Origin of the sequence: Massilia norwichensis, from assembly GCF_024753245.1 — a bacterium.
Lineage (GTDB): Bacteria > Pseudomonadota > Gammaproteobacteria > Burkholderiales > Burkholderiaceae_D > Telluria > Telluria norwichensis.
This window is the reverse complement of record NZ_JANUGX010000002.1, coordinates 160,574-178,500: the sequence shown is the minus strand read 5'-3', so window position 1 is coordinate 178,500 and position 17,927 is coordinate 160,574. Positions and strand designations below refer to the sequence as shown.

Below are 17,927 nucleotides of genomic sequence, written 5' to 3'. Positions count from 1 at the left end.
AGACTGACCCCATGAGCGATCCCCTGGACCGCGTGCACCAGCGCCGCCGCACGCTCGGCCTGCTGTTTGCCGCCGCATCCCTTCCGCTGGCCGCCGGCCTGCCTGCCCACGCCGCCGACGCGACGAAGGAAGTGCGCATCGGCTACCAGAAGTACGGCACCCTGACCCTGCTGAAGGGACGCGGCACGCTGGAAAAGCGCCTGCGCGAGAAGAACATCGCCGTCAAATGGACCGAGTTCCCGGCCGGCCCGCAGCTGCTCGAAGGCCTGAATGTCGGCAGCATCGACTTCGGGACCGTCGGCGAGGCGCCGCCGATCTTCGCCCAGGCCGCGGGGGCGAACCTGGTCTACGTCGGCAACGAGCCGCCGTCGCCATCGTCGGAAGCGATCGTCGTGCCCAAGGGCTCGAACCTGCGCTCGCTGGCCGATCTGAAGGGGAAGAAGATCGCCCTGAACAAGGGCTCGAACGTGCACTTCCTGCTGGTGAAGGCGCTGGAAAAGGCCGGCATCGCCTACACCGACATCCAGCCGGTCTACCTGCCGCCCGCCGATGCCCGCGCCGCCTTCGAGCGCGGCGCGGTCGACGCCTGGGTGATCTGGGATCCCTTCCTGGCCGCCGCCGAAAAGCAGCTGGGTGCGCGCGTGCTCATCGACGGCAAAGGCCTGGTGGCGAACCACCAGTTCTATCTGGCCGCGCGCGGCTTCGCCCAGCAGAACCCGGAGCTGGTGCGCATCGTGCTCGACGAACTGGCGAAGGTCGACGAATGGGGCCGCACCCACCAGCAGGAAGTGTCGACCATCCTGGCGGCCCAGACCGGCCTGGCGCCCGAGGTGGTGGCGCTGGCGGCGCAGCGCTATGCCTATGGCGTGAAGCCGGTCACGCCCGAGGTCCTGAAGGCGCAGCAGGACATCGCCGACGCCTTCCACAAACTGAAACTGATCCCGAAACCGATCGTGGTGCGCGATGCGCAGCCGCCGGCCCAACTGCTTGCTCAACTGCTCGCCAAGGAATAAGCCATGTCCAAGTTGAATGTCTTCTGGTTCCTGCCAACCCACGGCGACAGCCGTTACCTCGGCACCAGCCGCGGCGCCCGCACCGTCGACGGCGACTACCTGCGCCAGGTCGCGGTGGCGGCCGATACGCTCGGCTACGACGGCGTGCTGCTGCCGACCGGGCGCTCCTGCGAGGATGCCTGGATCGTCGCGTCCTCGCTGATCCAGGCCACGCGCCAGCTGAAGTTCCTGGTGGCGATCCGCCCGGGCCTGTCGACGCCCGGCCTGGCGGTGCGCATGGCCTCGACCTTCGACCGGCTCTCGGGCGGGCGCCTCCTGATCAACGTCGTCACCGGCGGCGACCAGGGAGAACTCGAAGCCGACGGCCTGTTTGCCGACCACGCGACGCGCTACGAAATCTCGGACGAATTCTTCCGCATCTGGCGCGCCGCGATGGCGGGCGAGGGCGGCGACAAGGGCTTCGATTTCGAGGGCAGGCACCTGAGCGTGAAGGGCGCGCGCACCCTGTATCCGCCGCTGCAGAAACCGTATCCGCCGCTGTACTTCGGCGGCTCATCGGAAGCGGCGCACGAACTGGCGGCCGAGCAGATGGACGTCTACCTGACCTGGGGCGAGCCGCCGGCGGCCGTCGCCGAGAAGCTGGCCGACATCCGCGCTCGCGCCGCGAAGCATGGCCGCACGGTGCGCTTCGGCATCCGCCTGCACGTGATCGTGCGCGAGACGAACGAGGAAGCATGGCGCGCCGCCGACGAGTTGATCAGCCACCTGGACGACGAGGTCATCGCCAAGGCCCAGGCCGCGTTCGCGAAGATGGATTCGGTGGGCCAGCGCCGCATGGCCGCGCTGCACGGCGGCCGCCGCGACAAGCTGGAAGTGTCGCCCAACCTGTGGGCCGGGGTCGGCCTGGTGCGCGGCGGCGCCGGCACCGCGCTGGTGGGCGACCCGGAAACGGTGGCCGCGCGCATGCAGGAATATGCGGACCTCGGCATCGAGACCTTCATCCTGTCCGGCTATCCGCACCTGGAGGAGTCCTACCGCTTCGCCGAACTGGTGTTCCCGCTGCTGGGTAAAGGAAAACAGGGCGGCGAACATTCGCTGACCGGACCCTTCGGCGAAGTCATGGCCAGCGACATTGTGCCTAAGACCAGCGTGCCGAACACCGGCGTGCCGAAGAAGGCGGCTTGAGGATGGCGCGCGCGAAAGCCCTGCTGGCGCCGCTGGCACCCTGGGCGCTGCCGGTCGCGCTGGTGCTGGCATGGGAGGCGGCGGCGCGGCTCGGCTGGCTGTCCAGCCGCATCCTGCCCGAACCCTGGGCCGTGGCGCTGGCGACCCGCGACCTGGTTTTGTCCGGCGAACTGTGGGCGCACCTGAAGGTGAGCCTGTGGCGGGCGCTGGCGGGTTTCGGCATCGGCGCCGGCGCCGGCCTGCTGCTCGGCCTGCTGAACGGCAGCAGCCGGCGCGCCGCGACCCTGTTGGATACCACCTTGCAGATGATCCGCAACATCCCGGCGCTGGCCCTGATTCCGCTGGTGATCCTGTGGTTCGGCATCGACGAGGCGGCCAAGCTGTTCCTGCTGGCCGTGGGCGTGTTCTTCCCGGTCTACCTGAATACCTTCCACGGCATCCGCACGGTCGACGCCGGCCTGATCGAAATGGCGCGCAGCTACGGCTTGCGCGGCTGGGCCCTGTACCGCGACGTCATCCTGCCGGGCGCGCTGCCGTCCATCCTGGTCGGCGTGCGTTTTTCGCTGGGGCTGGTGTGGGTGCTGCTGATCGTCGCCGAGACGATTTCGGCCCAGGCCGGGATCGGCTACATGACGATGAATGCGCGCGAATTCCTGCAGACCGACGTGGTGCTGGTCGGGATCCTGCTGTACGCCCTGCTGGGCAAGGCCGCCGATTTGTTCGCGGTCGGACTGGAACGGCGCTTCCTGCGCTGGAACCAGGCCTATTCATGAGGAGTGCTTCATGCAGATCAGCCATGTCGAAGAAACGCGGGTAAGCCAGGCCGCGGGTTTGAGCGCGAAGGGCGCCCACCTGGTACTGCGCGGCCTGGGCAAGCGCTACAGCGGGCGCAGCGTGCTGGAAGGCGTCAACCTCAAGATCGCGCCCGGCGAATTCGTCGCCGTGGTCGGGCGCAGCGGCTGCGGCAAGAGTACGCTGCTGCGCGCCATCGCCGGGCTGGAACAGCCCGACGCCGGGCAGGTCAAGATCGGTGGTGGAGGCACGAAACCCGAAGTGCGGATGATGTTCCAGGACCCGCGCCTGCTGCCGTGGAAGACCGTGCTGGAGAATGTCGCCCTTGGTCTGCCGGACGGGCAGGCCCAGGCCCGCGCGGCACTCGCCAGCGTCGGCCTGGAAGCGCGCGCCGGCGACTGGCCGGCGGTGCTGTCGGGCGGCCAGCGCCAGCGGGTGGCGCTGGCGCGCGCGCTGGTGCACCAGCCGCAACTGCTGCTGCTCGACGAACCCCTGGGCGCGCTCGACGCCCTCACGCGCATCGAGATGCAGCGGCTGATCGAGTCGCTGTGGCTGGAACGCGGCTTCACCGCCGTGCTGGTCACCCATGACGTGCAGGAGGCCGTCACCCTGGCCGACCGCGTCCTTCTCATTGAAGATGGAAATTTAACAATGGACCTGTCGGTGGGCTTGCCCCACCCGCGCGCGCGCGACGATGCAGCTTTGATTTCCCTTGAGAAACAAGTACTTAGCAGAGTGTTGGATGTGCGACACATCTAGATACATTTAAAGACAAATTCATGCGGCTAACTCCGACGAATTTGTCAGCTTATGCCTACAAATTACCCGTATGTACGGAATTAAATTCGGAACAGATGAGTTAGCACAATAGATTCCCTCGTTTGACAGGCGGAAATGATTTGATTAAGTTCAATAGATCGCTTCACCGCGAATTAACGTTTTGCAATGTCCAACGAAGGTTACTGGAGGAACTATGAGCGAACGCAAGCACGAGCAGCAAATAAAAGATGTTAGCGTCGACGATGATTATTTATGCATTGAATTGCTGAACGGTCTGCTCCTGACCGGTCCGCTGCACACCAAGCCGATTCTCCGCGAAACCGGCAAGCCCGAAGATTTCGCGCCGGCAGAGCATTTCCTGCCGGCCATGAGCATTTGATCCCGCAGCCATTCCCGGACACGACCGGGAATGGCATCTCCCCGCACGATTGGTGCGCTTAACGGAAGAACACGAATGATGGGGTTAAAATGTTCCCATGAAAATTCGTGTTGCGACCTACAACATCCATAAAGGCGTCTCGTCCTTCCGCAGCACCCCGCGTGTGCTGGCGCTGAAGAAGGCCATCGGTATGTTCGATGCCAATGTCGTGTTCCTGCAGGAAGTGCAGGGCCGTCATGACCGCTATCAGGCCCGCTACGGCGAGAAGGTGCGCAGTCCCCATCACCACTGGCCCGAGAAGGCCCAGCACGAATTCTTTGCCGGCGAATCGCTGCACGCCGCCTACGGCATGAACGCGGTCTACGATCACGGCCACCATGGCAATGCCCTGCTGTCCTGCTACCCGATCGCCAACCAGCACAACCACGACGTCTCCGACCATGCCTACGAGCAGCGCGGCATCCTGCACTGCGTGCTCGACACGCCAGGCGGCCAGGTCCACTGCTACGTGGTCCACCTAGGCCTGTTCGAAGGCAGCCGCCGGCGCCAGACCGATGCCCTGATCAGCGCGGTGAACGAGTCGGCGCCGAACGGCGAGCCGGTGATCATCGCCGGCGACTTCAACGATTGGCGCAACACCCTGAGCGACTGCCTGCGCCTCAAGCTCGGCGTGGTCGAGGTGTTCGACGAACTGGAGCGGGACTCCTCGAAGATCGGCGACCTGGTGCGCACCATGGCCGGCCGCGAGCGGCGCCTGGTACCGGCCCGGACCTTCCCGGCCGCCATGCCCTGGTTCCGTCTCGACCGCATCTACGTGCGCGGTTTCAAGGTCGACCACGCGGAAGTCCTGCACGGGCCGCAATGGGCGCGCCTGTCGGACCACGCGCCCATCGTCGCCAACCTGCAGCTGGCCTGACCGCCCATGCGTTCGGTTCCCTACGTCGCCAACAACGACGTCAAGCTGCTCGAAAGCGGTGGCAGCTATTTCAAGGAACTATTGGCGGCCATCGACGCGGCCGAGCACGAGATTCTGTACGAAACCTATATCTATGCCGAGGACGAGACCGCGCGCGCCGTGACCGAGGCCCTGAAGCGCGCCGCCAAGCGCGACGTCAAGGTGCGCGTGCTGATCGACTGGTTCGGCACCGGCCACCGCATCGCCAACCGGCTGCGCGAGGAGTTCACCCAGGCCTGCGTGCATTGCCGCAGGTTCAATCCCTGGTTCCGGCGCGGCGTGGCGCGCAGCCACCGCAAGATTTGCGTGGTCGATGGCGAGACGGCTTTCGTCGGCGGCATCAACACCAACGACGACTGGCACCACGACTATGCGCCGTATGCCAGGCTGCCGGCGCCGCGCTGGGATTTCGCGGTGCGCGTGCGCGGGCCGCTGGTCGAGCGCATCCACCGCGAGGCGCAGGCCCAATGGACCCGCGTCGGCCACCTGAACCTGGCCCACCGCGTGAACCTGTTCCGCGAAACGCGCAAGCAGGCGCCGGGGCTGGGCGAGCATCCGATGCGTGCCGGCTTCGTGGTGCGCGACAACCTGCGCAACCGCCGCACCATCCAGCGCGCCTACCTGCAGGCGATCGGCCGCGCGCGCAAGCGCGTGCTGATGGCCACGCCTTACTTTGCGCCGGGGCTGAAGTTCCGCCAGGCGCTGGCGCAGGCGGCGCGGCGTGGGGTCGACGTCTGCCTCCTGATCGGCGTCGGCGAATTCCGCATGCAGGATGCGGTCGCGAATTCCTTCTACCCGCAACTGCTGGCGGCCGGCGTGCGCATCGTCGAATACCGCAAGACCCAGCTGCATGCCAAGGTGGCGGTGGTCGACCACGACTGGGCCACGGTCGGCTCCAGCAATTGCGATGCGCTGTCGCTGTTCGTAAACCAGGAAGCGAACGTGGTGGTCAACGACGTCGGATTTGCCGCCAGCATGGCGCAGCAGATCGAGCGCGGCATCGCCGATGGTGTGCCGGTAGGCATGGATGATCTCAAGCAACTCAGTTGGGTGCGCCGCACCGGGCACGAAATGGCCTATCTTTTGTATAAACTGACGATGCGGATCTTTACGATCGGCTATGCCTGAGTAGAAATAGATTAATTTATGAGCGAAAACGACAACGTACGGATCGACAAATGGCTATGGGCGGCGCGCTTCTTCAAGACGCGCTCGCTGGCGGCGGAAGCGGTCGATCGCGGGCGCATCAAGATCAATGCCGAGAACGTCAAGCCGGCGCGCTCGGTGAAGGTGGGCGACAAGATCCTCATCGACAACGGCTCGACCCGTTGGGAAGTGATCGTGCTGGGCCTGTCCGGCACGCGCGGTCCGGCGCCGGTCGCCCAGGCGCTCTACCGCGAAACCGAAGTCAGCATCCAGAAACGCGCGAACGACCAGGAAGCGCGCCGCCTGTTCCCGGAGCCCGGCAGCACGATCAAGGGCCGGCCCACCAAGCGCGACCGCCGGGCGATTACCCGTGCCGGTGAATCGTAGGGTGGGCACACTGTGCCCATGTAGGCATGTAGGTTGTTAATTGTTCGAGCGTTACGCGTGGGCACGGAGTGCCCACCCTACTAGAACGCCAACTCTAAACTTCCCGTTTGACATTTCCAGGCTGGTAGATAATAGTACGAGCGTTCGGATTTTTTCTCGCTTCAAACGGGGGTCTCGTATTAACACTTCAGCCAAATCCATGGTCATGCGCAAGGGCGAGATGACGCGTGCAGCGATTCTCGACGTTGCGCTCGAGCTCGCCAGCCGTGACGGTCTCGAGGGCCTGACGATCGGCCTGCTGGCCGACCGCATGAACATGAGCAAGTCGGGCGTGTTCGCGCATTTCGGTTCGCGCGAAGACTTGCAGATCGAAGTGCTGAAACTATATCACCAGCGCTTCGAGCAGGAAGTTTTTTTCCCCAGCGTCAAAGAAGCACGCGGCCTGCCGCGCCTGGAAGCCATGTTCAACCACTGGCTCAGGCGCGTCTCGGTCGAGATCGCCTCCGGCTGCATCTATATCAGCGGCGCCGTCGAGTACGACGATCGCCCTGGCCCGATCCGCGATGAGCTGGTCGGCATGGTGCGGGTGTGGCAGGGCGCCCTGGTGCGCTGCGCCCAGCAGGCCGTCGATTGCGGCGACCTGAAGGCGGATACCGACCCGCAGCAGCTGGTGTACGAGATGTACGGCCTGGTCCTGGCCGTGCACCACGATGCCCGTTTCCTGCGCATCCCCGGCGCCGTCGACCGCGCAAACCGCGGCTTCGCGCGCCTGATCGAGAATTACCGTAATCCCACTAAATAACCAATCATCTTTACCTTCGTCAGGAGATCAACATGGGTCAGTACGTCGCGCCAATCCGGGATATGCAGTTCGTTCTGCATGAGTTCCTGAACGTCACCGAGGAATTCAAGAACCTGCCGGCTTACCAGGAAATCGACGCCGACATCATCAACCAGGTGCTCGAAGAAGGCGCGAAATTCACGCAGGAAGTGCTGTTCCCGCTGAACCACTCCGGCGACCGCGAAGGCTGCCATTTCGACGCCGCCACCAAGACCGTCACCACGCCGAAGGGCTTCAAGGAAGCCTACAAGCAGTACGTGGAAGGCGGCTGGGCTGCGCTGGCCTGCGATCCGGAATACGGCGGCCAGGGCCTGCCGGTCTCGCTGAACAACTCCTTCTACGAGATGCTGAACTCGGCCAACCAGGCCTGGACCATGTACCCGGGCCTGTCGCACGGCGCCTACGAGTGCCTGAAGGAACACGGCACCGAAGAGCAGAAGAAGTTCTACCTGCCGAAGCTGGTCTCGGGCGAATGGACCGGCACCATGTGCCTGACCGAAGCCCACTGCGGTACCGACCTGGGCCTGCTGCGCTCGAAGGCCGAGCCGCAAGCCGACGGCACCTACAAGATCACCGGCTCGAAGATCTTCATCTCGGCCGGCGAGCATGACGTCGCCGAAAACATCGTCCACCTGGTGCTGGCGCGCCTGCCGGACGCACCGGAAGGCTCGAAGGGCATCTCGCTGTTCCTGGTGCCGAAGTTCCTGCCGAACGCCGATGGTTCGATCGGCGAGCGCAACCCGATCTTCTGCGGCGCCATCGAAGAAAAGATGGGCATCCACGGCAACGCCACCTGCCAGATGAACCTGGACGGCGCGGTCGGCACCCTGATCGGCCAGCCGCACAAAGGCCTGAACGCGATGTTCGTGTTCATGAACGCCGCCCGCCTGGGCGTCGGCATGCAGTCGCTGGGCCTGACCGAAGTCGCCTACCAGAACGCGCTGGTGTATGCGAAAGACCGCATCCAGATGCGTAGCCTGTCGGGCCCGAAGGCACCGGACAAGCCGGCCGACCCGATCATCGTGCACCCGGACGTGCGCCGCATGCTGCTGACCGCCAAGGCCTATGCCGAAGGCGCGCGCGCGCTGACCTCCTACGTCGCGCTGCAGATCGACCGCGAACTGAACCACCCGGACGAAGACGTGCGCAAGGAAGCCGCCGGCGAAGTCGCGCTGCTGACCCCGATCGTCAAGGCCTTCATCACCGACAACGGCTGGATCGCGACCTCGGAAGCGATGCAGGTGTACGGCGGCCACGGCTACATCAGCGAGTGGGGCATGGAGCAGTACGTGCGCGACGCCCGCATCAACATGATCTACGAAGGCACCAACACCGTGCAGTCGCTGGACCTGCTGGGCCGTAAGATCCTGATGGACAACGGCGCCAAGCTGCGTGCCTTCGGCGAAAAGATCAAAGCCTTCGTCGAAGAGAACGGCCTGGACGAGAACCTGTCCGAGTTCGTGACCCCGCTGGGCGAGCTGGGCGAGAAGGTCACCAAGCTGACCATGGAAATCGGCATGAAGGCCTTCACCAACCAGGACGAAGTCGGCGCCGCCGCCGTGCCTTACCTGCGCGTGGTCGGCCACCTGGTGTTCAGCTACTTCTTCGCGCAGATGGCGAAGATCGCGCTGGAGAAGAAGGATTCGGGCGACAAGTTCTACGAAGCCAAGCTGCACACCGCACGCTTCTACTTCGGCCGCCTGTATCCGGAAACCGCGATGCTGATCCGCCAGGCACGTTCGGGCGCATCGAACCTGCTGGCGCTGGACGCAGATCTGTTCTAAGCAAGACCATCACGTACGAACGCGTACACCCGCTACATAGACCCGTCATCCCCGCGCAGGCGGGGATCCAAGTTCAGTGCAGCCTCAGCGCATGCAAGCTTGGGTCCCCGCCTTCGCGGGGACGACGATAACTAAGGATTACGAGAGATGACCAATTTCATCGTCAAGAAAGTCGCCGTGCTGGGCGCCGGCGTGATGGGCGCGCAGATTGCCGCGCACTGCGTCAACGCCAAGGTCCCGGTCGTGCTGTTCGACCTGCCCGCCAAAGAGGGCAACAAGAACGGCATCGTCCTGAAGGCCATCGAGAACCTGAAGAAGCTGTCGCCGGCCCCGCTGGGCAACAAGGAAGACGCGGCGCTGATCGAAGTCGCCAACTACGAGGACAACCTCGAGGTGCTGGCCGGCTGCGACCTGATCATCGAAGCCATCGCCGAGCGCATGGACTGGAAGCACGACCTGTATAAGAAGGTCGCGCCGCACATCGCCCCGAACGCGATCTTCGCTTCGAACACCTCGGGCCTGTCGATCAACAAGCTGGCCGAAGGCTTCGACGAAGAACTGAAGGCGCGCTTCTGCGGCGTCCACTTCTTCAACCCGCCGCGCTACATGCACCTGGTCGAACTGATCCCGACCACCAGCACCCGCCCGGAAATCCTGGACCAGCTCGAGACCTTCCTGACCTCGACCCTGGGCAAGGGCGTGGTGCGTGCAAAAGACACCCCGAACTTCATCGCCAACCGCGTCGGTATCTTCGGCATGCTGGCCACCATCCACGAAGCGCAGCAGTTCGGTCTGTCGGTCGACGTGGTCGACGACCTGACCGGCGCCAAGCTGGGCCGCGCCAAGTCGGGCACCTTCCGCACCGCGGACGTGGTCGGCCTGGACACCATGGGCCACGTGATCAAGACCATGCAGGACACCCTGCAGGACGATCCGTTCTTCAGCGTCTACAAGACGCCTGAAGTGCTGTCCAAGCTGATCGAGAAGGGCGCGCTGGGCCAGAAGACCGGCGCCGGCTTCTACAAGAAGGTCGGCAAGGAGATCCAGCGCCTGGACTTCGCCACCGGCGAATACGTGCCGAGCGGCGCCAAGGCTGCCGACATCGTCGCGCGCATCCTGAAAGAGAAAGACCCGGTCAAGAAATTCAAGGCCATGCGTGAATCGAGCAACCCGCAGGCGCAGTTCCTGTGGGCGATCTTCCGCGACGCCTTCCACTACATCGCGTTCCACCTCGAGTCGATCGCCGACAACGCGCGCGACGTCGACTTCGCGATGCGCTGGGGCTTCGGCTGGAGCGTCGGCCCGTTCGAAACCTGGCAGGCCGCCGGCTGGAACACCATCGCCCAGTGGGTGAAGGAAGACATCGAAGCCGGCAAGTCGCTGTCGAACGCACCGCTGCCGAGCTGGGTCTTCAGCGCACCGGTCTCGGAAAAAGGCGTGCACACCGCCGAAGGTTCGTACTCGGTCAGCAAGAACGCCTACGTGCCGCTGTCCGACCTGCCGGTCTACCAGCGCCAGCAGTTCCGCGCGCCGGTCCTGGGCAGCACCACCACCGACGCCAAGACCTTCGGCACCACCGTGTTCGAGGACGACTCGGTCCGCCTGTGGCACTCGGGCGACGAAGTGCTGGTCATCTCGCTCAAGACCAAGATGCACGTGATCGGCGACGGCGTGATCGCCGGCCTGCAGCGCGGCCTGGCCGAAGCAGAGAAGGGCTACAAGGGCCTGGTGATCTGGAATACCGATGCGGCCGAAGGCGGTGCGTTCTCGGCCGGCGCCGACCTGCAATCGGCACTGCCAGCCTTCATGGCCGGCGGCGCGAAAGCGATGGACCCGATCGTCAAGGCCCTGCAAGACACCTTCATGGCCATGAAATACTCGAACGTGCCGGTGGTGGCGGCTGTCGCAGGCCTGGCCCTGGGCGGCGGCTGCGAGATGGCGCTGCACGCATCGAAGCGCGTGGCCTCGATCGAGTCCTACATCGGCCTGGTCGAAGTCGGCGTCGGCCTGGTGCCGGCCGGCGGCGGCCTGAAGGAAGCCGCGCTGCGCGCTGCCAATGAAGCCAAGGGCAACGACATCCTGCAATTCTTGAAGACCGGTTTCACCAACGCGGCCACCGCGCAGGTGTCGAAGTCGGCGCTCGAAGCGAAGGCCATGGGCTACCTGAAGGAAGACGACGTCATCGTCTTCAACCCGTACGAACTGCTGCACGTGGCGAAGGTCACCGCGCGCTCGATGTTCGACGCCGGCTACCGCGCTCCGGCGCGCCGTCCGGTGCCGGTCACCGGCCGCTACGGCTGGGCGACCATCCGCGGCCAGCTGGTCAACATGCGCGACGGCGGCTTCATCTCGGCCTATGACTACCACCTGGGCGATACCATCGCCGAGATCGTGAGCGGCGGCGACGTCGATCAGGGCAGCACCGTTTCCGAGCAGTGGCTGCTGGACATGGAACGCAAGGCCTTCGTCTCGCTGCTGAACAATCCGAAGACCCAGGAACGCATCATGGGCATGATGCAGACCGGTAAGCCGGTTCGTAACTGATCGCGACGCGGACATTAAGGACACATGACATGAGCAAACAACTTCAAGACGCATACATCGTCGCAGCGACCCGCACCCCGATCGGCAAGGCGCCGCGCGGCATGTTCAACAAGACCCGTCCGGACGACCTGCTGGTCGCCGCGATCAAGGGCGCCATGGCCGCCGTGCCGAACCTGGACCCGGCCCTGATCGTCGACGCCATCGTCGGCTGCTCGTTCCCGGAAGCGGAGCAGGGCTTCAACATCGCCCGTAACTCGGTGGTGCTGGCCGGCCTGCCGCACACCGTCGGCGGCGTGACCGTCAACCGCTACTGCGCTTCGGGCATCACCGCCCTGGCCATGGCCGCGGACCGCATCCGCGTCGGCGAAGCCGATGTGATGATCGCCGGCGGCGTCGAATCGATGTCGATGGTGCCGATGATGGGCCACCACCCGTCGATTAACATGGAGACCTTCAAGGACGAGAACGTGGGCCTGGCCTACGGCATGGGCCTGACCGCGGAAAAGGTTGCCCAGCAGTGGAAGGTGTCGCGCGAAGACCAGGACGCCTTCGGCCTGGAATCGCACCGCCGCGCCATCGCCGCCCAGCAGGCCGGCCTGTTCAAGGACGAGATCACCCCGGTCGAGATCGTGACCCGCACGCCGAACCTGGCCACCGGTGAAGTCGACATCAAGCGCCGCACCGTCGACCTGGACGAAGGCCCGCGCGCCGACGCCAGCATGGAAGGCATGGCCAAGCTGAAGCCGGTGTTCGCCGCCAAGGGCAGCGTCACCGCCGCGACCTCGTCGCAGATGTCGGACGGCGCCGGTGCGCTGATCGTCGTCAGCGAGAAGATCCTGAAAGAGCACAACCTGACCCCGCTGGCCAAGTTCAGCTCCTTTGCCGTGCGCGGCGTGCCGCCGGAGATCATGGGCATCGGCCCGAAGGTCGCCATCCCGGCCGCGCTGGCAGCCGCCGGCATCACCCAGGACCAGCTGGACTGGATCGAGCTGAACGAAGCCTTCGCCGCACAGGCGCTGGCCGTGATCCGCGACCTGGGCCTGGACACCAGCAAGGTCAACCCGATGGGCGGCGCGATCGCCCTGGGCCACCCGCTGGGCGCGACCGGTGCGATCCGCGCCGCGACCGTGGTGCACGCCCTGCGCCGCAACAGCCTGAAGTACGGCATGGTCACCATGTGCGTCGGCGCCGGCATGGGCGCTGCGGGTATCATCGAGCGCGTGTAATCCTCGGTAGGGTGGGCACTCCGTGCCCACCATGCAATGCAAAGAAGGGCGCTGTCGGTACACCTGCAGCGCCCTTTTCACAATAAAGGAGACCTCCTGAATGGACATCCAGACCACCACCGCCAACGGCGTCCTCACCATCGAATTCAACCGCCCGGAGCGCAAGAACGCCATCACCGGCGCGATGTACACCGCCATGGCCGAAGCCCTGCGCGCCGCCGACACCGACCCGCAGGTGCGCGTCGTTCTCATCACCGGCAGGCCGGAGATCTTCACCGCCGGTAACGACCTCGACGACTTCCTCAACAACGTCGGCGAAGGCGCGATGACGGAAGCCCGCCCGGTGTTCCAGTTCATGAACGCGCTCGAAGCCTGCACCAAGCCGGTGATCGCGGCAGTGGCCGGCGCCGCGGTCGGCATCGGCACCACCATGCTGATGCACTGCGACCTGGTCTATGCGGCCGACACCGCCAAGTTCTCGATGCCGTTCTCCCAGCTGGGCCTGTGCCCGGAATTCGCCTCCTCGCTGCTGGTGACCCAGGCCGCCGGCTACACCCGCGCCGCCGAGAAGCTGATGCTGGGCGAAGCCTTCCCGGCCCAGGAAGCCTTCGAGATGGGCATCGTCGCCAAGGTGCTGCCGGCCGCCGAACTGCTGGCCTTCGCCCAGGGCCAGGCCGCCAAGCTCGTAAAACTGCCGGCGGCTTCGATCCGCACCACCAAGATGCTGATGAAGCGTTCGCGCGCGGCGCTGGTCAAGGAGACCATCGCGGTCGAGAACGAGCGCTTCAGCGCGATGCTGGTGGGTGGTGAGGCGAAGGAAGCCTTTACCGCATTCTTCGAGAAGCGGAAGCCGGATTTCAGCAAGTTCGACTGAGCGCGGTGCGGGCTGGCCTGCATGGATTGCTGCTTGCCGCGGTGCTGACGGCGTCCGGGCAGGCAGCAGCGCTCTGCGATGGCGGCAGCGAAGACTAGAGCGGACCGCTTTACGCGCTCCGGATCAATGGAACGATCCCGTAAAGCCGGAATCAAAGCTGGAACAACGGGTATTCCATGAGGGGAGGACCCATGAACCTGCTCCTGGCATTCGCGCCGTTCATCGTCTTCGTGGTGGCCGAGCGCATGTTCGGCATCCCCATCGGCTTAGCAGCCGCAGCGCTCTCGTCGGCCGCACTACTGGTGCGCGACCTGCTCGCGCCCGGTCGTAGCCCCAAACTGCTCGAGATCGGCACCTGCCTGCTGTTCGGCGGACTCTTCCTGCTGGCGCTCGTCATGGGCGAACAATGGTCGATCGCCGACGTGCGCCTGCGTGTCGACGCCGGGCTGCTGTCGATCGTGCTGCTGACGATGGTGTTCCAAAGGCCGTTCTCACTGCAGTACGCGCGCGAAAGCGTGGAGCGGCAGCACTGGGACAGTCCGGAATTTCTGCGCACGAATTACGTGATCAGCGCGGCCTGGGCCGCCGCCTTCGGCGTGCTGGTGCTGGCCGACGTGGTCATGGCCTTCGCGCCGGCGCTGCCGCGTGCGGGCAGCGTGCTGGCCACCGCAATGGCGCTCGCGGCGGCGGCCTGGTTTACCGGGTGGTATCCAGAGCACCGCCGACCGCTGAAACAGACCTGATCCCGAATTAACGGGCATCAGCGGCGGCAGTTCAGGCGCAGCCTCTCTCCTTCACGTGCGACGACCCGTGCCGATGCGCTGTCGCCGCAACGGTAGACCAGGCGCAGGCGTTTCTGTTCACCCGGCGCCGGGTCGCCGCACAGCTGGTTGTTGACTTCGATGTTGCCGCGATTGCGTTCGAGCTGGTCACGCACGCCGCGGCGCGCATTGCAGGTGGCGCCGCGCGCGCCGTATTCGGCTTCCTCGATGTGCACGCGGCCCCAGGCCATGGGCCCATCCGGGCCGCCTCGGTCGCCGCGGGCGTCGCGCTGGCCTGCCGCATAGCCCTCGTCGTAACCACGGCGGTATTCGGCGCTTTGGGCAAACGCGGCGTTGGACGTGGCGGTCAAGGCCAGCACGGTGGCGAGCCGCATGATATGTCGGTGTACGTTTTTCATTGCTTCTCCTGATGCAGTCGATGACGCATCCTAGCTAATTGAGCTCGACGGTTCTGTGCGCATGCGTACGTACGTAGGGAGACAGCGTTCCGGAAATAAAAAAGACCGCAGGAGACGATGCTCGCTGCGGCCTTTGAAGACGGTGGATGCTTACAGCGCCACATCCACCCGCGCATACCACGACCGCCCATTGATGCCGAACGGGCAGGTCTCCCAGCAGTAGGTGAAGCCCAACTGCGGGAAGGGCGCGGCCTTGACCGGATCCCACTTGGTCGGGAAGGTGTTGAAGATGTTGTTCGAGCCGACCGTCACGCTGGCGGTCTTGCTGAAGTTGTAGCGCAGCGTGGCGTCGAAGATCCACTTGGCGTCCCAGGTCTGGATGAAGGGCGCGGTGAAGCCCTGGCCCTGCACTTCGCCGTAGTAGTTGGCGCGCAGGTTGCCGTTCCAGGCCCCGGTCGTGTAATCGGCCGACAGCACGTGGTGCTGGCGCGGCTGGCCGCGTTCGATCAGGGTCACCTGGGCGTCGTCGAACAGCTGCGCGCCGGAGAGGACCGGCGAATCGGAGTGGCGGCCCGCCACCTTGGTGCGGTTGAAGTCCAGCTGGCCGGACAGCACCAGCGTGGAGCCCGGCCAGCGCGTGGTGTGCTCGGCCACGATGTCCAGGCCGCGCGTCTCGGTGTCGATGGCGTTGGTGAAGAACTGGGCCTGGCCGACCTTCAGCGGATCGAGGATGGCCTTGATCGGGCAGGCGGCAAGCGTGGCGCACGGACCCGATTCCGGTGCGATGTTCGACGAGAACACGATGCGGTCGTCGATGTCGATGCCCCACAGGTCGGCCGTCAGCGAGAAGTTCGAGGCCGGGCGCAGCACGATGCCGACGCTGGCGTTCTTCGCGGTTTCCTGCTTCAGGTTCGGGATGCCGAAAGCCTTGGTGACGGCGCTGCCTTCGCGCGCGGTCAGGGTCTCGGTCAGCACGCCGGCGGCGTTCAGGTTGGTCGAGACCGAGCTGTAGAACTTCTGCTGCACGCCAGGTGCGCGAAAGCCCGTCGACACGGTGCTGCGCAGGCCCACGACCTTGCTCGGGTCGTAGCGCAGGCTGAGTTTACCGGTGGTGGTGCTGCCGAAATCCGAGTATTTTTCCCAGCGCACGGCGGCGCCCAGCAGCAGTTCGCTGGTCAGCTTGTGTTCGAGGTCGGCGTAGAGCGCGATGTTGTGGCGACTGTCGTCGACCGCGGTGGCCGGGGTGTAGCCGGGGAAGCCCTGGGTGCCGGAAGCGGCGATGCCGCCCAGCTGGTCGCGAATCTGAATAGCCGGGTTGTTGGTGCGGCCGTACTGGTAGGAGACCGGGTCGCCGGCATCGATCGCGTAGCCGTCGCGGCGATACTCGAAGCCGGTGGCGAAGGAGATCTCGCGGCCGCCGATGTTCAGAGGGCCGCGCAGGTCGGCGTTGACGGTGGTCTGCCTGAATTTCAGCTTGCCGGTATCGGCTTCCAGCGGCGACTGGGCGTAGATGCCGCCGCCCGGCTTCGGCTCGTACCAATAGCTGATGTTGATGGTTTCCTTTTCATGGAAATCGAGCTCGCTGCGGCCGTGGTTCAGCGAGACGTCGAACTTCCACTGGTCCGCCAGGTCGCGCCGGTAGCCCAGCGCCAGCGACTGGTCTTTGACGGTCGTGCGGATGTTCGGCAGGAAGCCGTTCGGGTACACGGACGGCACGTTGCGGCCGTCGCCGGCGGTGCGGAAGAAGCCGGCCGAGTCGCCGGTGCGGTGCGAGATGCCGCCGAAGCTGTAGAACTCGGCGCCTTCGCCGGCCGGTAGCGCGGCGTTCCACCAGAAGTACTTGTCCTTGGCCAGGCTGTCGCCGATGCGCTGGGTGACGCGCGGCGGATCGACGCGCGCGGTGTCCAGGCCGGCGCGGTTGGTCTCGCCGCGGTGGCGGCCTTCGACGGTCAGGTTGACGTAGCCGCCGTCGCCGATCGCCCAGCCCTTGTTGGCGCTGCCCGAATACAGTTCGCCGCCGCCTTCGCTGGTGCCGCCGACGGTGCCCGACAGCTGGGTCTCGCTGGTCTGCTGCTTCAGCACGATGTTGATCACGCCGGCGATCGCATCCGAGCCGTATTGCGCGGCGGCGCCGTCGCGCAGCACCTCGATGCGCTGGATCGCCGACATCGGGATCGCATTGATGTCGGTGCCGGCCGAGCCGCGGCCGATGGTCTGCTGCACGTTGACCAGCGCCTGCTGGTGGCGGCGCTTGCCGTTGACCAGCACCAGCAGCTGGTCCGGGCCGAGCGAGCGCAGGGTGGCCGGGCGGATGATGTCGGTGCCGTCGCTGATGAAGGTCGAGGAGAAGTTGAAGGACGGGTCCAGCGTCTGCATCAGCTTGCCGAGTTCCAGCGGTCCCGCCATCTGCATGTCCTTGGCGCTGATCAGGCCGACCGGGGCCGAGGCGTCGAGCGCCGTGCGCGCCGCGCCGCGCGAGCCGAGCACCACGACCGAGGCCATGTCCTTGTCGCCGGACGGTGCCGTCTGTGCGGGCGGCGCTTCGGCGGCCTGGGTGCTGGAAGCTTCCTGGGCCCAGGCCGGCGCAAAGGCCAGCATCAGGGCGGAGGCGAGGAGGGTGCGGGTAAAACGGGGCAATGCAGTCTGTTTTCTCATCCTGACTCTCTCGTTGAATTGTTCGGGTGGCGGCGGCACCGGCATGGCGCGCGTCGACCTCGACCAGTCTAGCGAGGCGGGGATGGTATGCACAAATGTTAACTATCCATGTGTTGTAGTTATGTGCTTTTCGGGCAATATTGCTTGTATAGTCATTCCGAACTCGGCTATTCTGGGTGAAGATGG

General features: G+C 65.3%; 16 protein-coding genes. 14 read left to right on the top strand and 2 right to left on the bottom strand.

The features are described 5' to 3' along the window. Positions 1 to 11: 11 nt before the first annotated feature. The 14 genes from NX782_RS02540 to NX782_RS02475 all read left to right on the top strand — a co-directional run bounded on the left by NX782_RS02540 (position 12) and on the right by NX782_RS02475 (position 14,649). Positions 12 to 1,013, top strand: coding sequence for a sulfonate ABC transporter substrate-binding protein (locus NX782_RS02540; protein ID WP_258843924.1), 1,002 nt, complete (start codon positions 12 to 14; stop codon positions 1,011 to 1,013). A gap of 12 nt (positions 1,014 to 1,025) precedes the next feature. Beyond that, the gene (gene ssuD / locus NX782_RS02535) at positions 1,026 to 2,198 is read left to right on the top strand and encodes an FMNH2-dependent alkanesulfonate monooxygenase (protein ID WP_258844053.1); all 1,173 of its coding nucleotides are present in this window, start codon (positions 1,026 to 1,028) and stop codon (positions 2,196 to 2,198) included. A 2-nt stretch (positions 2,199 to 2,200) separates the two neighbouring features. Continuing rightward, a complete protein-coding gene (gene ssuC, locus NX782_RS02530; protein WP_258843923.1) occupies positions 2,201 to 2,971 on the top strand; it encodes an aliphatic sulfonate ABC transporter permease SsuC in 771 nt (256 codons plus the stop codon). 10 nt (positions 2,972 to 2,981) lie between these two features. Next, positions 2,982 to 3,749, top strand: coding sequence for an ATP-binding cassette domain-containing protein (locus NX782_RS02525; protein WP_258843922.1), 768 nt, complete (start codon positions 2,982 to 2,984; stop codon positions 3,747 to 3,749). 214 nt (positions 3,750 to 3,963) lie between these two features. Beyond that, entirely contained in the window at positions 3,964 to 4,149 is a 186-nt protein-coding gene (locus NX782_RS02520; RefSeq protein ID WP_258843921.1) for a hypothetical protein, read from the top strand. A 97-nt stretch (positions 4,150 to 4,246) separates the two neighbouring features. After that, positions 4,247 to 5,065: an endonuclease/exonuclease/phosphatase family protein gene (locus NX782_RS02515; protein ID WP_258843920.1), complete on the top strand. Its 819-nt coding sequence runs from the start codon at positions 4,247 to 4,249 to the stop codon at positions 5,063 to 5,065. A 6-nt stretch (positions 5,066 to 5,071) separates the two neighbouring features. After that, the gene (clsB, locus tag NX782_RS02510) at positions 5,072 to 6,232 is read left to right on the top strand and encodes a cardiolipin synthase ClsB (RefSeq protein ID WP_258843919.1); all 1,161 of its coding nucleotides are present in this window, start codon (positions 5,072 to 5,074) and stop codon (positions 6,230 to 6,232) included. 18 nt (positions 6,233 to 6,250) lie between these two features. Continuing rightward, a complete protein-coding gene (locus tag NX782_RS02505) occupies positions 6,251 to 6,637 on the top strand; it encodes an RNA-binding S4 domain-containing protein (protein ID WP_258843918.1) in 387 nt (128 codons plus the stop codon). Positions 6,638 to 6,842: 205 nt separating this feature from the next. Next, a complete protein-coding gene (locus NX782_RS02500; protein WP_258844052.1) occupies positions 6,843 to 7,439 on the top strand; it encodes a TetR/AcrR family transcriptional regulator in 597 nt (198 codons plus the stop codon). 32 nt (positions 7,440 to 7,471) lie between these two features. Continuing rightward, positions 7,472 to 9,262, top strand: a complete 1,791-nt coding sequence (locus tag NX782_RS02495) for an acyl-CoA dehydrogenase C-terminal domain-containing protein (protein WP_258843917.1) — start codon at positions 7,472 to 7,474, stop codon at positions 9,260 to 9,262. A 147-nt stretch (positions 9,263 to 9,409) separates the two neighbouring features. Further along, positions 9,410 to 11,806 carry a 3-hydroxyacyl-CoA dehydrogenase/enoyl-CoA hydratase family protein gene (locus tag NX782_RS02490; RefSeq protein WP_258843916.1) on the top strand — a complete coding sequence of 799 codons (2,397 nt, stop codon included), beginning with the start codon at positions 9,410 to 9,412 and terminating at the stop codon, positions 11,804 to 11,806. A 29-nt stretch (positions 11,807 to 11,835) separates the two neighbouring features. Next, the gene (locus NX782_RS02485; protein WP_258843915.1) at positions 11,836 to 13,032 is read left to right on the top strand and encodes an acetyl-CoA C-acyltransferase; all 1,197 of its coding nucleotides are present in this window, start codon (positions 11,836 to 11,838) and stop codon (positions 13,030 to 13,032) included. Positions 13,033 to 13,132: 100 nt separating this feature from the next. Then, entirely contained in the window at positions 13,133 to 13,906 is a 774-nt protein-coding gene (locus NX782_RS02480) for an enoyl-CoA hydratase (RefSeq protein ID WP_258843914.1), read from the top strand. Between the two features lie 191 nt (positions 13,907 to 14,097). Further along, positions 14,098 to 14,649: a hypothetical protein gene (locus NX782_RS02475; RefSeq protein WP_258843913.1), complete on the top strand. Its 552-nt coding sequence runs from the start codon at positions 14,098 to 14,100 to the stop codon at positions 14,647 to 14,649. Positions 14,650 to 14,666: 17 nt separating this feature from the next. Here NX782_RS02475 and NX782_RS02470 read toward each other — a convergent pair whose 3' ends face one another. After that, positions 14,667 to 15,086, bottom strand: a complete 420-nt coding sequence (locus NX782_RS02470) for a DnaJ-like protein C-terminal domain-containing protein (RefSeq protein WP_258843912.1) — start codon at positions 15,084 to 15,086, stop codon at positions 14,667 to 14,669. A gap of 150 nt (positions 15,087 to 15,236) precedes the next feature. After that, positions 15,237 to 17,741 carry a TonB-dependent receptor plug domain-containing protein gene (locus NX782_RS02465; RefSeq protein ID WP_258843911.1) on the bottom strand — a complete coding sequence of 835 codons (2,505 nt, stop codon included), beginning with the start codon at positions 17,739 to 17,741 and terminating at the stop codon, positions 15,237 to 15,239. Positions 17,742 to 17,927 lie beyond the last annotated feature (186 nt).

What these genes read in the sequence shown, in the direction of transcription:
- clsB (WP_258843919.1), top strand. Translation starts at nt 5,072, where the DNA reads ATGCGTTCGGTTCCCTACGTCGCCAACAACGACGTCAAGCTGCTCGAA.
- NX782_RS02500 (WP_258844052.1), top strand. Translation starts at nt 6,843, where the DNA reads ATGCGCAAGGGCGAGATGACGCGTGCAGCGATTCTCGACGTTGCGCTC.
- NX782_RS02485 (WP_258843915.1), top strand. Translation starts at nt 11,836, where the DNA reads ATGAGCAAACAACTTCAAGACGCATACATCGTCGCAGCGACCCGCACC.
- NX782_RS02515 (WP_258843920.1), top strand. Translation starts at nt 4,247, where the DNA reads ATGAAAATTCGTGTTGCGACCTACAACATCCATAAAGGCGTCTCGTCC.
- NX782_RS02520 (WP_258843921.1), top strand. Translation starts at nt 3,964, where the DNA reads ATGAGCGAACGCAAGCACGAGCAGCAAATAAAAGATGTTAGCGTCGAC.
- NX782_RS02475 (WP_258843913.1), top strand. Translation starts at nt 14,098, where the DNA reads ATGAACCTGCTCCTGGCATTCGCGCCGTTCATCGTCTTCGTGGTGGCC.
- NX782_RS02480 (WP_258843914.1), top strand. Translation starts at nt 13,133, where the DNA reads ATGGACATCCAGACCACCACCGCCAACGGCGTCCTCACCATCGAATTC.
- ssuC (WP_258843923.1), top strand. Translation starts at nt 2,201, where the DNA reads ATGGCGCGCGCGAAAGCCCTGCTGGCGCCGCTGGCACCCTGGGCGCTG.
- NX782_RS02525 (WP_258843922.1), top strand. Translation starts at nt 2,982, where the DNA reads ATGCAGATCAGCCATGTCGAAGAAACGCGGGTAAGCCAGGCCGCGGGT.
- NX782_RS02495 (WP_258843917.1), top strand. Translation starts at nt 7,472, where the DNA reads ATGGGTCAGTACGTCGCGCCAATCCGGGATATGCAGTTCGTTCTGCAT.
- NX782_RS02505 (WP_258843918.1), top strand. Translation starts at nt 6,251, where the DNA reads ATGAGCGAAAACGACAACGTACGGATCGACAAATGGCTATGGGCGGCG.
- NX782_RS02490 (WP_258843916.1), top strand. Translation starts at nt 9,410, where the DNA reads ATGACCAATTTCATCGTCAAGAAAGTCGCCGTGCTGGGCGCCGGCGTG.
- NX782_RS02470 (WP_258843912.1), bottom strand. Translation starts at nt 15,086, where the DNA reads ATGAAAAACGTACACCGACATATCATGCGGCTCGCCACCGTGCTGGCC.
- NX782_RS02540 (WP_258843924.1), top strand. Translation starts at nt 12, where the DNA reads ATGAGCGATCCCCTGGACCGCGTGCACCAGCGCCGCCGCACGCTCGGC.
- NX782_RS02465 (WP_258843911.1), bottom strand. Translation starts at nt 17,741, where the DNA reads ATGAGAAAACAGACTGCATTGCCCCGTTTTACCCGCACCCTCCTCGCC.